A 13,436-nucleotide genomic window follows, 5' to 3' on the forward strand; every position below is an offset into this window, starting at 1 on the left:
CTGGGGAGGGACTTCTTCGTGAACAGCCCGTTGGAACGACGGTCGCGCCGGCGCGCGCTCGGCCGCGTCGCACTCGCCGTCAGCCTCGCGGTGACGATCGGCGCGGGGGCCGCCGCGGGGGCGGCGGCCGAGACGCCCGGAGCCTCCGGCGAACCCGTCGTCGTCAGCCCGGGCGCACGCTTCGTGCCCCGCGCCACCCTCGTCCTGAACGCCGGTGAGACCGGCTTCCTCACCGCGCGGGAGGGCGACGACCGACTGCGCTGGATCGACTACGCGACCGGACGGACCACCGTCCTCGACCACCGCCTGCCGAAACCGCTCTCGTACGACATCGACGAGTTCCGCTTCACCGAGTACCCGGCGGACTTCGGCCACGGCTCCGACACCGTGGCCGTCTTCTCGGCGGCGCCGACCCCGCACGTGACGCTCCGGCAGCGGGCCGGCGGCGGTGCGACGACCGTGGTCCCGATCCCGGAGGGCCAGACGTACGTCGGGACGTACGGCGACACCGTCCTCACCCGGACCGGCACCGAGAGCGCCGTGACGGGCCTGCACCTCCTGCACCCGCGGGACGGAGGGGTCCGGGACCAGAGGCTGGAGGGACTGCCCGAGGGCTGGAACCTCTCCGTCAGCGAGGGCGACGCCCGCTCGATCGCCGTCCGCGGCATCAAGTGGGAGAACACCACGATGTCCCAGGGGTGGTGGGTCGTCGACCTCGCGAGCGGGAGCGTGAAGGCGCTCTCCACGCACGGCGAGAGCGTCTCCTTCGACCGGGACACCGTCTTCCACCTCGGCGCCCCGTCCGGCAGCGAGGCCCAGGTGTACCGCCGCGACGACCTGGACGCGGCCCCGGCCACCCTCGACCTGCGGGACGTGGCCTCCTACAACGACGTCGTCCGGCGCCTCGGCGACGCCTTCGTCACCGTGACCCCGCCCAACCCCGGTGACAACGAGTACCGGGGCAACCACCTCGTCCTGCGGGACGCCACGGGGAGCTGGGACTCCCTGCTGGCCGTCGCCTCCCCCTCCGTGCACCGCACGCCCGACGGCTCGCTCCTGCTGGCCGGCGCGGAGGAGCGCACCGACCGCGGCCCCCTCGACTGGGGGTACTACCTCTTCACCCCGGCCGGGGACGGCACCGTCACGCGCAAGCGCCTCGCGGACATCGAGGACATGGAGGCCAGGCCCTTCGGCGTCTCCCTCGGCAGCGGCATCCTGACCACGGCCGACGAGTCGAACCTGTACCAGCCGGGCGGCATCCTCGGCGGCTACCGGAGCACCTGGCTGAAGACCTCCGGACGGCCCGAGGAGGTGCGCTCGACGGCCGACGGCCTGGTGAACGGCAGGGACGACGACTGCGGCCCCGCGTGGCGCGTCTACTGCGTCTCCATGTTCGCGAGCGGTGACGGCCACCACGGCCGCAAGGCCGGCACCGAGCAGGACCTGACCGTGCTCCACCGGAACGGTTCCGCCGAATGGGGCCCGCGGCTGACGACCGGGCTCGGCAGCCCTCGACTCGTCGACCTGTCCGGCCGGTTCGGCGTCGTGGACCAGGGCTGGGGAGGGCAGCAGGCGATCGTCGAGTTCCGCGGCACCGACTCCGGCGCGGTGCTCCAGAAGCGCGAGCCGGTCACGTCGGCCCTCTGGGGCAACACCCTGTGGAGTGCCACGGCGGACTCGAACGTCGTCACGTCCAAGACCCTTCCGGCGGGAACGGCCGGGGAGTCGTTCGCGACCACCAACCGCTGCACGCCCACCGACCTCCAGGCCGTGGGCCGCTGGGTGTACTGGAAGTGCCAGGACGAGTCGTGGGACGTCCGGGGCGGCGGCCTGTACGACCGGTCCACCAAGCGCTTCATGAGCCTCGGATCGGACGCCGTCCTGCTCGGCGACGGCTACTTCGTCTCCCGCTCGGACGACACGGGCCTCACCCTGGTCGACCTGCACAACGGGATCCCGGGCAGCGGGAAGGCCGCCGACCTGCCCCGGCGCGTGATCGCGACCCCGGCCGACCTCGGCGCGAACACCGGCCGCCGTTCCGGCTGGACCGTCGACCGTTTCGGCGGGCACGTCGCCTACACCGGCGACGACCGCCGGGTCCGTGTCGTCCCGTCCGGCGTCCCGGCCTCCCGGACCGCCGCCATCGACGCCGACGCGCCCGCGTCCGTCGACCTCCGGTCGGCGTCCTGGAAGCCCCGCTGGTGGCTGTCCAAGCCCGCCGCCTCCTGGACCCTGACGCTCAGGCACCAGGCCACCGGCAAGGTCGTCCGCACCCTGACCGGCGGCGAGGCGCGCGGCATCGTCGCCCCCGCCTGGGACGGCAAGGACACGGCGGGACGGCTCGTGGCGAACGGTGCCCACGCCTGGACCCTGACCGTGAGGCCCGCCGACGGGCAGGGCGCCGACCTGGCGCTGTCCGGCGCGGTGTCGGTGACCGGCGGCGCCGCGGCCTGGCGCGACCTGGCCGGGAACGACGGCTTCGGCGATCTGCTCGCGGTGGACCCGGCGGGCCTGGTGTCGATGTACCGGGGCACGGGCACGGGGGCGCTCTCGGCCCGGACCGCCGGTACGGGCGCGAAGTTCCCGACGGGCACGGTCCTCGTCCCGTCCGGCGACACCAACGGCGACCGCTGCAACGACGTGTACGCGCGCGTGGGCGACGAACTGCGGTCGTACCGGCCGGCCTGCGGGACGGTCGTGTCGGCCTCCTCGCCGTACGTCTCGGCGGGCAAGGGCTGGGGCCAGTACGACGTGCTGACCTCGCCGGGCGACGTGAACGGCGACGGACACGTCGACCTGATCGCGCGTCAGGCGTCCACCGGTGACGTGTACTTCTACGCCGGTACGGCCGACCAGCAGGTGAAGGCCCGGGTGCGGATCGGCGCGAACTGGAAGCTCTACAAGAAGATCGTCGGTGCCGGCGACCTGAACGGCGACGGGCGGGGCGACCTGCTCGGCGTCGACGCCTCGGGCGTGCTGTGGCGGTACTACGGCACGGCGACCGGCGCCGTCACGGCCCGGGTGAAGGTCGGCGGCGGCTGGGGCGGCTACTCGTCCCTGGTCGGTGTCGGCGACCTCTCCGGTGACGGGCGCGGGGAGCTGGTCGCGCGCGAGACGGCGACCGGAAAGCTGTGGCGCTACACCAACCTCGGCACCGGCCTCTACGCCGCCCGCGTCATGATCGGCAGCGGTGGCTGGAACGGGTTCGAGGAGCTCCACTGATCCACCGCCCCGAGGGCCCGGCCGTGCGCGGCCGGGCCCTCGGACGCCTTCCGGTCAGGCGGCCGGGGCCAGCAGGCCGGTGTCCTGGCCCGCGCGGCGCAGCGCATCCGTGACGAAGCCGTTCGCCTTCAGCTCCTCGACCGTGTCGCGGAGGAAGGCGAGGGTGTCCGGAGTGCGGGAGGGCGTCGTGCCGACCGCCTGGCGGATCTCCATGAAACGGCCCTCGATCAGCCGGACGTCGGGGTTCTCCCGTACGTACGCGGTCAGGGGCTGCCGGATGCCCGCGCCCGCCTCCAGGCCCTCGGAGCGGAAGACGTCGACGCCCTCGTCCCCGCGCACGACGGTGGCGCGGGTGAGGGTCCGGGTCAGGAACAGGTCGTAGGCGGACCCCTTCTTGACCCCGATCCGGACGCCGGGGGCGTCGACCTCCTCGACGGTGGTGAGCGCGGAGCCGCGCGGCACGGCGTACACCCCCTCGATGACGGCGTACGGCGCGGTGAACGCGACCTCCGTCTCGCGCGCCGGGTCCACGGCGAGGAAGCAGAGGTCGGCCCGCCCCTCCGCCATCGCCCCGAAGGACTTCCGCGCCGCGTCGAAGCAGAGCAGCTCGACCCCGACCCCGAGCCGCGCCCCGATCTCCCGGGCCAGGTCGACGGTGATCCCGGAGGGGTTCTCGGGGGTGCCCTGCGCGAGCACCGGGTTCCCGAGGTTGACGGAGGCGCGGAGGACTCCGGTGGGGGCGAGGTCGGCGGCGATGCGCTGCGTGGTCGTCATGGGCGCGGAGTCTAGGGAACGGCCGTGTCCCTCCGTACGGGGGTGTCAGACCTTGGCCGGTTCCCGGGCCGGGGGATCCGGCTTCGGGTCCGGGGACCCCGTCGCCCCCACCGTCTCCGCCGGTGCGTCCGTGTCCACGTCGAACTCCTCCAGGAGCCGGTCGCCGAAGCCCCAGAAGTACGTCGCCACGAAGCCGGTCAGGTAGCCGACGAGCAGACCGCCCGCGTAGATCGCGATCGTCTCGCCCAGGCCCTTGTCGCCGTCGAGGAGCGGGAAGAGCGCCCAGCCCGACGGGCCGATCGCGGTCGAGCCGACCTTGGTGCCCAGCATGCTGAAGAGGCCGACGAAGCCGCCGCCGAAGGCGCCGCCCACGCAGGCGGTGACGAAGGGGCGGCCCAGGGGGAGCGAGACGCCGTAGATCAGGGGCTCGCCGACGCCCAGGAAACCGGCCGGGAGGGCGGACTTGATGGTGCGGCGCAGGGAGCCGTTGCGGGGGAGCCTCAGGTAGACGGCCATGGCCGCGCCGACCTGGCCCGCGCCCGCCATCGCGAGGATGGGGAGCAGGACGGTGTAGCCCTGCTGCTCGATGAGCGTGGTGTGGATCGGGATGAGCGCCTGGTGCAGGCCCAGCATCACCAGCGGGAGGAACAGGCCGCCGAGGAGGAAGCCCGCGCCCGCGCCGGCGTGCGCGAGGAGCCAGTCGGCGAACTCGCCGATGGCGTTCGCGACCTCGCCCGCGACGAACATCAGGCCGAAGACCGTGACCAGGCCGGAGACCAGGACCGTGAGCGTCGGGGTGACCAGGACGTCCAGGGACTCCGGCACCCACCGGCGGCACCGCTTCTCCACGTACACCGCGAGGACCGCCGCGCCCAGCGCGCCGAGCACACCGCCCTGGCCGGGGGAGAGGGTCTGGCCGAAGGCGTCGACCTTGGCGACGCCGGGGAAGACGATGATCGCCGCGACCGCGCCGCCCAGGATGGGCGTGCCGCCGAACTCCTTCGCCGTGTTGAAGCCGACGAAGACCGCGATGAGGGCCATGAAGCCGCTCGCGATCGCGGCGAGGGCGGGGGTGACGCCGGGGAGCCAGCCGAGGTTGATCAGGAGGCCGTTGAGGCCGGCGATGATGCCGCAGCCGATGAGGGCGGGGATCAGCGGGACGAAGACGTTCGCGATCCGGCGGAGGAACAGCTTGAACGGGGTCTGGTTCTTCGCCTTGCGGGCCGCCCTGATCGACGCGCCCTGTGCCGCGAGGTCGTCCGCGGAGGGCGCGGGGGCACCGGCCGCCGGTGCTTCGGCGGCCGGTGCCCCGGTGGCCGGCGCCTCGGCCAGCAGGGCCTCGAACTCCGGGGTCACGCGGGCGACCGTGCCCGGCCCGAGGACGATCTGGTACGTGTCGTCCTCGACGACGCCCAGCACGGCCGGCAGGGCCTTGAGGGCGTCGTCCCGGACGAGCGAGCGGTCCCGCAGGCCGAGGCGGAGGCGGGTCATGCAGTGGGCGACGGAGGTGATGTTCCCGGCGCCGCCGACGAGGGGGAGGATCGCGGCGGCGACGGCGCGGTTCTTGTCGTCTGTGCTCATGGTGCGGTGGTGCCTCGCTGTGCGTGGGGGAGGGGGAGGGCTCAGGCGGTCTTCGCGTGCAGCGCCGCGCGCAGGTGGCCCCGGGAGCCGGTGAGGAGCGTGGCGGCGGTGGGGGCGTCGACGTCCGCCAGGATCATGAGGATGGCGTTCTTCACCTCGCCGTCGGCGGCGGCGAGGGCGGCCTCGATCCGCTCGTCGGGCGCGCCGGTGGCGAGGGCGACGATCCGCCGCGAGCGGGCCTGGAGCTTCTCGTTGGAGGCGCGGACGTCGACCATCAGGTTCCCGTAGGTCTTGCCGAGCCGGATCATCGTGATCGTCGAGATCATGTTGAGGACGAGCTTCTGGGCGGTGCCGGCCTTGAGCCGGGTGGAGCCGGTGATCAGCTCGGGCCCCGTGACGACCTCGATGCCGTGCTCGGCGGCGGCGGCGAGCGCGCTGTCGGCGTTGCAGGACAGGCCGACGGTGAGCGCGCCGAGGGCGCGGGCGTGCTCGACGGCGCCGATCGCGTACGGGGTGCGGCCGGAGGCGGAGACGCCGACGACGGTGTCGTCCGGGGTGAGGCCGAGCGCGGTGAGGTCCTCGACGGCGAGTTCCTTGGAGTCCTCGGCGCCCTCGACGGCCTTGACCATGGCGGAGGGGCCGCCCGCGATGAGACCGACGACCTCGGAGGGGTCGGTGTTGAAGGTGGGCGGGCACTCGCTGGCGTCGAGGACGCCGAGGCGGCCGGCGGTGCCGGCGCCCAGGTAGATCAGCCGGCCGCCGCGGGACATCCGCTCGGCGGTGGCGTCGATGGCGGCGGCGATGGCGGGCAGCTGCCGGGCGACGGCGGCGGGGACGGACTGGTCCTCGCCGTTCATGGTCCGGGCGATCTCCAGGGTCGGGAGCTGGTCGATCTCCGCGAGCTCGGGGCGGAAGGCCTCGGTGGTGAGGGTGGCGAGCTGGGCGCGGAGTTCGGAGTACGTGGAAGCGGAGGCGGAAGCGGACACGTGCGGCTCTTTCGGTACGGCGGCGTCGTCGGCGCCGGTGCTTTACGGGTGCGGGTGCTTCAGCGGGTCCGGGGCGAGTGCCGGTGGGCCAGGGCCTCGTAGGAGGCGGCGAGGGCCGGGGCGGCCGTCTCGTACGTCCGCTGGGTGACGCAGGTGAACAGGCAGTCCACGACCAGGAGTTGGCTGGTGCGGGACGACATGGCCGCCGGGCGCAGTTCGCTCTCGCGGGCGGTGGAGGTGGTGAGGACGTGGTCGGCGTACTGGGTGACGGGGCCGTCCGGGCGGCCGGTGATCGCGACGGTCGTCGCACCGTGGTCGAAGGCCACCCGGAGCGGTTCTATGACGTCGCCGGTCGAGCCGGAGTGGGTGATGGCGATGGCGACGTCGCCGGAGCGGAGCTGCACGGCGTTGGTGACGGCGAGGTGCGGGTCGCTGTGGGCGTGGGCGACCAGGCCGATGCGGAGCAGCTTCTGGCCGAGGTCCTGGGCGACGAGCCCGGAGGCGCCGACGCCGTAGATGTCGACGCGGCGGGCGGTGGCGAGGGCGGCGACGGCGGCGCCGAGCTGGACGGTGTCGAGTCCGGCGGCGGTGTCGGCGAGGGTCTGCTGCTCGTCGTAGGCCAGCTTGGCGACGACGTCGGCGATGGGGTCGTCGACGGCGATGTCGGCGGTGACGGCGGGCGCGCGGCCGGACTGCTGCTGGGCGGCGAGCCCGGCGAGGGCGAGGCGCAGGTCGCGGTAGCCGGGGTAGCCGAGGAGGCGGGCGGTGCGGACGACGGTCGCCTCGCTGGTGCCGGTGAGTTCGGCGAGGCCGGTGACCGTGAGGGCGGCGCAGCCGGCCGGGTCTCCGGCGACGGCCTCGGCGACCCGCTGCATGGAGCGGGTCATGGAGGGCGCGAGGGTCCGCACCTTGGCCGCGAGGGCGGCGGGGGCGGGGGGCGCGGGCGGCGCGTCGCTGGTGAAACTTTCCTTCACGTCATTGGTCACGCCTGAAAGATACTTTCGGAAGGGTGGGGCGACAAGCCCCTTCCGGTGGCCGGATCCGGAAGGGACCTTCGCCCTTCCCGCCTTCTCCCGGGCCGGGTGACAATGAGGGAATGGACGACATCGACGCGGTGGAACAGGCGCTGCACACCGCCCGCGCGCTGGTACTGGCGGACCTGGCGGCCCGGGAGGTCGCCGCCGCCGAGGTCGTCTCGATGGTGGAGGACTCGGTCACGCACCGGCGCTGGTGGGTCGAGCAGTGGCCGGAGGGAGTGGCGTACGTCGCGGGGCTCGTCGCCCAGGACGTGCAGGACGCCCTGCTCGAACGGTACGGCCGCTGGCCGATCTGCCCCGTCTGCGCCTCGGGCGACCCGCACGCCCTCGACGTGGAACCGGAACTGGGCCCGGACCCGCACTGGGTCTGCGGCGAGCAGGGCGTGGTGGTGGCGCCGGTGGGCGGGCTGACGTGACCCTCTACATCGACCCGCCGACCTGGCCGGGGCACGGCCGCATGTGGTCGCACCTGGTCAGCGACGTCTCCTTCGAGGAGCTGCACGCCTTCGCGGCCACGATCGGCGCCCCGCGCCGCGCCTTCGAGCGGGACCACTACGACATCCCGGCCGACCACTACGCGGCCGCGGTGACCGGCGGCGCGATCGAGGTCGGCTCGAAGGAACTCCTCCGCCGCCTCACCGCGGCGGGATTGCGGAGGCCGAAGGGGCGCACGGCGGACTGACCGGCCCCGCCGGACCGGGGGACGTGCGGCCGAGGGGTCCCGCCGGGCCGGAGGGCGTGCGGCCGAGGGGTCCCGCCGGGCCGGAGGGCGTACGCCGAGGGGCCCCGCCTCAGCCGGACAGGGACGACTCCCGGCCGTCCTTCGCGGGGGCGGCGACCCCGCTCCCGGTCACCACGTGGCCGCCGCCCGGGGTCCGGTGGGACAGCTTCAGGGCCACCGCCGCCGTTCCCAGGCCCACCAGCGTCATCGCCGCGCCCGCCCACGCCGTGGAGGCGAAGCCGAGGCCCGCGTCGATGACGGTGCCGCCGAGCCAGGGGCCGCCGGTGTTGCCGAGGTTGAAGGCGGCCGTGGTGGTGGCGCCGGCGAGGGTGGGGGCGGCGCCGGCCACGTTGAACATGCGGGCGTTGAGGGCCGGGGCGGTGTAGAAGGCGGAGACGCCGAGGAGGAAGGCCAGCAGGACCGTGACGACCGGGCTGGACGCGAAGAGCGCCAGGGCGGCCAGGAAGACGGTCGAGGCGGCGATGCCGCTGAGCATCACCCCGAAGAGGTGCGCGTCCGCGACCCGGCCGCCGATCGTCGTGCCGACCAGGGCGCCGATGCCGAAGAGCCCGAGGACGACCGAGACCCAGCTCTTGTCGAGGCCGGAGACGCCGGTGAGGAGCGGGCCGAGGTACGAGAAGGCGCAGAAGACGCCGCCCGCCGCGAGCGCGGTGACGACGACCGAGAGCAGGACCTGCCGGTCGCGGTAGATCGTCAGCTCCCGCTTGAGCCGGGGCCGGGTCTCGGGGACCGGGATGCGCGGGATGCGGGTGAGGACGCCGACGAGGGCGATCGCGGAGGCGAGGCCGACCGCCCAGAAGGCGGAGCGCCAGCCGAGGTGGTCGCCGAGGAAGGCGCCGGCGGGGACGCCGAGGACGTTGGCTATGGAGAGCCCGCCGATCATCACGGCCATGGCCCTGGCCCGCGCGCCCACCGGCACCATCGCGATGGCGACGGCCGCGCCGACCGCCCAGAACCCGGCGCAGGCGAGCGCGCTCACGACCCGGGAGGCGAAGAGCACCCCGTAGTTCGGCGCGAGGGCGCCCGCGACCTGTCCCAGGCCGAAGACGGTGATCAGGGCGACCAGGGTCGTCTTGCGGGGGAGCCTGAGCGTCGCCACGGCGAGGAGCGGGGCGCCCACCACCATGCCGATGGCGAAGGCCGAGATGAGCAGCCCGGCGCGCGGGATGGAGACGTTCATGTCCTCCGCGACGGCCTCCAGCAGTCCGGAGAGCATGAACTCGCTCGTCCCGAGCGCGAAGACGGAGAGGCCGAGGATGTAGACGGCGGTCGGCATGCGGGTGGACGCGGGGGCGTCGGTTCCGGTGGAGGCGGGCTCGGCTGAGGAAGGCGGCATGACATGCGTCAACCCGTACTTCGTGCCTGTCATTCCTGGGTGCCCGAAGGTCTCGGGATACGAGATGGTCGCTCTCCGTGATAGAGAGGCGCCCATGAGCTTCGACGTGTTCGTGCACAAGTTCGAGAACGGTGAGCTGGTACCGCTGGACACGCAGGCCGCGCGTGAGGTCCTGGCCCCCTAAGCGGTGGGCCGGGACTCCAGCCCGGACTTCCTCCAGGTGAACACGGGGGAGTACGAGTGGGCGGACGTGTACTTCAGCACGCCGACCAGCATCACCTTCACCCGCTTCGGGGGCGAAGGGATCATGGACCTCCTCGCCGCCGTGCTGGAGCGGCTCGACGCCACGCTCGTCGTCCCGGGCGGACCGACCGTCGTCCGGCGGGACGAGGACCGGGCGCACGTGCACCCCGCGCTCAGGGACGAGTGGCCCGTCGTCGTCGCCCGGACCGGCGCCGGGATCACGGCGGCGATCGAGTCCGCCTGAACGGGTACGGAACCCGCGCGCTCCCCACAGGCGCTACAGGTCTCCCGCCACACCCGTCCTGGCGAAGGCGGTGACGTGGCGGCGGACGTGGGAGAGGAACTCGGGCACGCTGTCGGCGTACTTGTCGAAGTCCTCGTCGTCGAGGGACGACGACCGGGACCGGTGGACCACGCCGCCCCGGCGGCCCGGACCTCGTTCCTGCCCGGCGCGCGGCCGTGGGTCTGCTCGAACGACGCCGTCACGGAGCGCACCGCGTCCGTGATCCCGTCCCGCCACCGCGCCAACCACGCGGCCTGAGTACCAGAGTCGTTCCACGTCCCGGTCCGTGCCCGGGATCATGCCACCGCCCTCAGCTCCTTCAGCTCCCGCTCCACGTTCTCCCGCGCCTTCTGCTCCCACACCGCCGCCCCGTACGGCGTGCGGAAGAGGCGGGGCAGGTCGAGGAGGTGGCGCAGGACAGCGGCGCGGCCCTCGCGGAAGGCGTCGTCGGGGACGAAGGCGTACTCCTCGCGGACCGCCGCCGCGTACCGCGCGTACGCGTCGGGGGCGGCCGCCAGGACCGCGAGGTCCGCGTCGCAGAGGGTCTCGCCGTTGAGGTCGCCGCCGTCCGGGTCGTGGGTGACGGTCAGCCGGACCAGGCGGGCGACCTCGGCCACCTCGTGCGGGGTCAGGCCCGCCTCGGTGAGGGCCTTCTCGGCCAGGAGCGCCGAGCGTTCCTCGTTCTCGGAGCGGTCGGGCCGGTAGACGGCGTCGTGGAACCAGGCGGCGAGCCGTACGAGCTCCAGCTCGCCGCCCTCGCCGCCCTGGTCGGTCAGTTCGTCGACGCGGTCGAGGACCGCCCGCAGGTGGTCGGCCGTGTGGTACCGGCGCTGCGGCTCGGCCCAGCGGGCGAGCAGGTTCCGGCCGTACGGCGCCGGGTCGGGGCCCTCGCGGCCGGCGCGGGCGGCGAGCAGGGTGGCGTTCCAGCGCCGGAGGAGCGCGGGGTCCTGGTCTGCTGTCATGGGGGCATTGTGCCCGCCGGGCGCGGGCGGTGCGTGTTCAGAGCATGCGGCGCAGGAGCCGGTCGCGGTCGACGAGCTGGTGCTTGAGGACCAGGCCGACGTGGCAGGCGAGCGCGGCGAGGAAGCCCACCTGCGCCGTCACGTGCACCCACAGCAGGCCGTCGTCGTCCGAGGCGAGCAGCAGCACCCCGGTCACGGGGACGACGAACGTCAGCGCGTAGAGCGCGACCTCCGTGCGGTGGGCGAAGCGGCGCTCGAACGGCGTGAGCGTCGGCGCCCAGGGCGGCAGCTCGGTGCGGCGCCGCCACAGCAGCCGCGCCACGCCCAGGACGACGATGCAGGCCCCGACGAGCACGTGGACGGTCAGCAGCGCGTCCTCCCCGAAGGGCTCGTACCCGTCGCCGCCGCGCCCCCGCCCGCGCCCGTGCCCGGACTCCTCGCCCCGGCCGCGGCCCCGGCCCCGGCCGCGCCCGGACTCCGAGGCGTCCAGCGCGTACCCGACGGCGAACTGGACGGCGAACGCGACCACGACGCTCCAGTGGAGGACCTTCGTGAGGGGCCGGTAGCCGGGGGCGGGAGCGGTGCTCATTCCCCCATCACAGACCATTCCGCCGCCTCCCGCACCGTGTCCCGGGCCCCGGCCCCGGCCCCGGGCGCGCACTCCCGGCAGTGCGTCTCGTCCGCGACGGGACGGAACAGCATCGGCTGTACGTGCTCCCCGGCGCACTCCCGCGCCCCTGCGAGCCGCGCGGACAGCCGGGGCCCGTCGGGCGCCGGGGCCGGTACGTCGCGGGGTGCCACCTCCCGCAGCAGGTACCGGACGAGCCCGCCCGGCCGGTGTACGGGCGTCCCGGCGCCGGGGAGGCCGCGCAGGACGTGCTCGTGGACGTCGGCCGAGGTGTGCCCGGCCTCCAGCCAGCGTGCGGCGAGCCGGGCGAGTTCGTCGCGCATGCCGGGCGGGATGTTCCGCAGGGCGGGGGAGAGCAGCGGGAGGGCGCCGACCAGGGCACGGGCCTCTTCGGGAGCGGGCGGGTTCTCCGCCCCCGCCTCCGTCTCCGGCTCCGGCTCCGTTTCCACCGACTCCGGTTCCTCCGGAAGGTCGGAGGTCTTCTCCCTGAGGTCTTTCTCTGGATGACCGCCGGTGGACCGGGTCCCCGGCGCACCGGCGGCCGGTTTCCGGGGACCCGGTACGACCTGCGGGTTCACGGGTTCCCGAAGGAGCAGCCTCGGGTCCCGGGCGAAGATCTTGACGGCCTTCTCGCGGCTCAACGGGATGCTGGAGACGAGCTGTTGCGTCACCCATCGTCCACCGGCCACCTGCACCCGCCGCTCGTGCACGAACCCCTCCGCGATGAGCTGCCGCTTGGCCTTGGTGAAGGCTTCCTTCCCGATCCCGGCCCGTCCGGCGGTACGGGACAGGGTCTCGCGGGCGTCCTCGGGAAGGGACAGCTGCCAGGTCAGCAGCCGTACGGCGTGGGAGGTGAGCCGGGGGTGCCGGATCAGCTCGTGCGAGAACCGGGTGAAGGCGTACTGGGGAGCGCTAAAGTTGCGGTAGATCACTGTGGGTGCCTTGTCCACTGGTGGTTTAGGCCCTCGCTGATGGGTCTCAGGCCATCGGCGGGGGCCGTTTTGCGCGAACGTATCGCAGTGGCATATGCCCGGACAGACACGCGCAGTGAAGACCGCCCGTTCGGGTGACGAGCGGTCACATCATCATTCGGGTGCGGGAGATGGCCTCCGGGACGAGGTGCTGATGATCCGTACGGCTCCGCGCGGTGTCAGGCTCGCGCGCTCCTCCGGGCTCGCCGTCCAGCACTGGTCGGCCGGGGCCTCCCACAGGTAGCCGCTGGGCCGGACCAGGGTCAGCAGGTGCCCGTGCACGTCCCGTACCCGTCCGGTGAGCGCCCGTTGGGCGTCGGTCACGACGTCGCCGACCCGGTGGTGCCTCACCGGCCGGCCGCCCGCGCGGTCCGCAGGAGCGCGGTGAGCCGCTTGGCGCCGCCGAGGCCGACGACCCCGAGCCCGTACCGGTGGACGTCACCGCCGGGCCCGTGCGTGACGTCCCGGTAGAGCCCGTTCGTGGGGAGCCCGGCCGTGTCCATGGCGTCCTTGAGGTCGCGGTAGACGCGGGCGGCTTCCGCCTCGGAGACGGGGCGGGTGGGGGGTGGGGGCGGGGGTGTACCCATGGAGGGCCCTCTTTCTGGTGGATCTTCTTCGGAAACCTTCACGATGACGCGTGCCGTCCTACGCCCACCAGGAGTTGGGTTTCC

16 protein-coding genes are annotated in these 13,436 nt (G+C 73.8%); 5 read left to right on the forward strand and 11 right to left on the reverse strand.

Annotated features, from left to right (window positions below):
- Positions 1 to 18: 18 nt before the first annotated feature.
- The gene (locus tag ADL08_RS16765; protein ID WP_234352158.1) at positions 19 to 3,222 is read left to right on the forward strand and encodes an FG-GAP-like repeat-containing protein; all 3,204 of its coding nucleotides are present in this window, start codon (positions 19 to 21) and stop codon (positions 3,220 to 3,222) included.
- A gap of 54 nt (positions 3,223 to 3,276) precedes the next feature.
- Here ADL08_RS16765 and ADL08_RS16770 read toward each other — a convergent pair whose 3' ends face one another.
- From ADL08_RS16770 to ADL08_RS16785, 4 genes are read right to left on the reverse strand one after another with little or no spacing between them, the layout of a single operon-like run.
- Positions 3,277 to 3,996, reverse strand: a complete 720-nt coding sequence (locus tag ADL08_RS16770; protein WP_053643636.1) for a transporter substrate-binding domain-containing protein — start codon at positions 3,994 to 3,996, stop codon at positions 3,277 to 3,279.
- Between the two features lie 45 nt (positions 3,997 to 4,041).
- Positions 4,042 to 5,577 carry a PTS transporter subunit EIIC gene (locus tag ADL08_RS16775; RefSeq protein ID WP_053643638.1) on the reverse strand — a complete coding sequence of 512 codons (1,536 nt, stop codon included), beginning with the start codon at positions 5,575 to 5,577 and terminating at the stop codon, positions 4,042 to 4,044.
- A 41-nt stretch (positions 5,578 to 5,618) separates the two neighbouring features.
- Complete coding sequence (murQ, locus tag ADL08_RS16780; RefSeq protein ID WP_053643640.1) at positions 5,619 to 6,563, reverse strand: N-acetylmuramic acid 6-phosphate etherase; 945 nt, start codon at positions 6,561 to 6,563, stop codon at positions 5,619 to 5,621.
- Positions 6,564 to 6,622: 59 nt separating this feature from the next.
- Positions 6,623 to 7,549, reverse strand: coding sequence for a MurR/RpiR family transcriptional regulator (locus tag ADL08_RS16785; RefSeq protein WP_053643642.1), 927 nt, complete (start codon positions 7,547 to 7,549; stop codon positions 6,623 to 6,625).
- A 110-nt stretch (positions 7,550 to 7,659) separates the two neighbouring features.
- Here ADL08_RS16785 and ADL08_RS16790 point away from each other — a divergent pair, with 110 nt between their 5' ends.
- Both ADL08_RS16790 and ADL08_RS16795 read left to right on the forward strand, forming a co-directional pair.
- The gene (locus ADL08_RS16790) at positions 7,660 to 8,016 is read left to right on the forward strand and encodes a hypothetical protein (protein ID WP_053643644.1); all 357 of its coding nucleotides are present in this window, start codon (positions 7,660 to 7,662) and stop codon (positions 8,014 to 8,016) included.
- Entirely contained in the window at positions 8,013 to 8,282 is a 270-nt protein-coding gene (locus tag ADL08_RS16795) for a DUF4031 domain-containing protein (protein WP_053643646.1), read from the forward strand. The genes ADL08_RS16790 and ADL08_RS16795 overlap by 4 nt, the downstream gene beginning before the upstream one ends.
- 109 nt (positions 8,283 to 8,391) lie before the next feature.
- Here ADL08_RS16795 and ADL08_RS16800 read toward each other — a convergent pair whose 3' ends face one another.
- The gene (locus ADL08_RS16800; RefSeq protein WP_053643648.1) at positions 8,392 to 9,618 is read right to left on the reverse strand and encodes a Cmx/CmrA family chloramphenicol efflux MFS transporter; all 1,227 of its coding nucleotides are present in this window, start codon (positions 9,616 to 9,618) and stop codon (positions 8,392 to 8,394) included.
- Positions 9,619 to 9,898: 280 nt separating this feature from the next.
- Between ADL08_RS16800 and ADL08_RS16810 the strand changes: the two genes are divergently transcribed.
- Positions 9,899 to 10,165: a hypothetical protein gene (locus ADL08_RS16810; protein WP_159043006.1), complete on the forward strand. Its 267-nt coding sequence runs from the start codon at positions 9,899 to 9,901 to the stop codon at positions 10,163 to 10,165.
- 33 nt (positions 10,166 to 10,198) lie between these two features.
- On the opposite strand, the gene ADL08_RS38225 is transcribed toward ADL08_RS16810, so the two are convergent.
- Positions 10,199 to 10,336 (reverse strand): hypothetical protein, encoded by a 138-nt coding sequence (locus tag ADL08_RS38225; RefSeq protein ID WP_234352159.1) that lies wholly within the window; start codon positions 10,334 to 10,336, stop codon positions 10,199 to 10,201.
- On the opposite strand from ADL08_RS38225, the gene ADL08_RS38765 reads away from it, so the two are divergent.
- Positions 10,328 to 10,462 carry a hypothetical protein gene (locus tag ADL08_RS38765; RefSeq protein WP_267889572.1) on the forward strand — a complete coding sequence of 45 codons (135 nt, stop codon included), beginning with the start codon at positions 10,328 to 10,330 and terminating at the stop codon, positions 10,460 to 10,462. The genes ADL08_RS38225 and ADL08_RS38765 overlap by 9 nt on opposite strands.
- A gap of 38 nt (positions 10,463 to 10,500) precedes the next feature.
- On the opposite strand, the gene ADL08_RS16815 is transcribed toward ADL08_RS38765, so the two are convergent.
- The 5 genes from ADL08_RS16815 to ADL08_RS16835 form a co-directional block, all read right to left on the reverse strand.
- Positions 10,501 to 11,166 carry a hypothetical protein gene (locus tag ADL08_RS16815; protein ID WP_053643655.1) on the reverse strand — a complete coding sequence of 222 codons (666 nt, stop codon included), beginning with the start codon at positions 11,164 to 11,166 and terminating at the stop codon, positions 10,501 to 10,503.
- Between the two features lie 37 nt (positions 11,167 to 11,203).
- The gene (locus ADL08_RS16820; protein WP_053643657.1) at positions 11,204 to 11,755 is read right to left on the reverse strand and encodes a cytochrome b; all 552 of its coding nucleotides are present in this window, start codon (positions 11,753 to 11,755) and stop codon (positions 11,204 to 11,206) included.
- Positions 11,752 to 12,726 (reverse strand): hypothetical protein, encoded by a 975-nt coding sequence (locus ADL08_RS16825; protein WP_053643659.1) that lies wholly within the window; start codon positions 12,724 to 12,726, stop codon positions 11,752 to 11,754. The genes ADL08_RS16820 and ADL08_RS16825 overlap by 4 nt, the downstream gene beginning before the upstream one ends.
- Positions 12,727 to 12,879: 153 nt before the next feature.
- Positions 12,880 to 13,089, reverse strand: a complete 210-nt coding sequence (locus tag ADL08_RS36680) for a hypothetical protein (protein ID WP_159043007.1) — start codon at positions 13,087 to 13,089, stop codon at positions 12,880 to 12,882.
- A 23-nt stretch (positions 13,090 to 13,112) separates the two neighbouring features.
- Complete coding sequence (locus ADL08_RS16835) at positions 13,113 to 13,352, reverse strand: hypothetical protein (RefSeq protein WP_053643663.1); 240 nt, start codon at positions 13,350 to 13,352, stop codon at positions 13,113 to 13,115.
- Between the last annotated feature and the right edge of the window lie 84 nt (positions 13,353 to 13,436).

It is taken from the genome of Streptomyces sp. NRRL F-6492 (assembly GCF_001280125.1).
GTDB lineage: Bacteria > Actinomycetota > Actinomycetes > Streptomycetales > Streptomycetaceae > Streptomyces.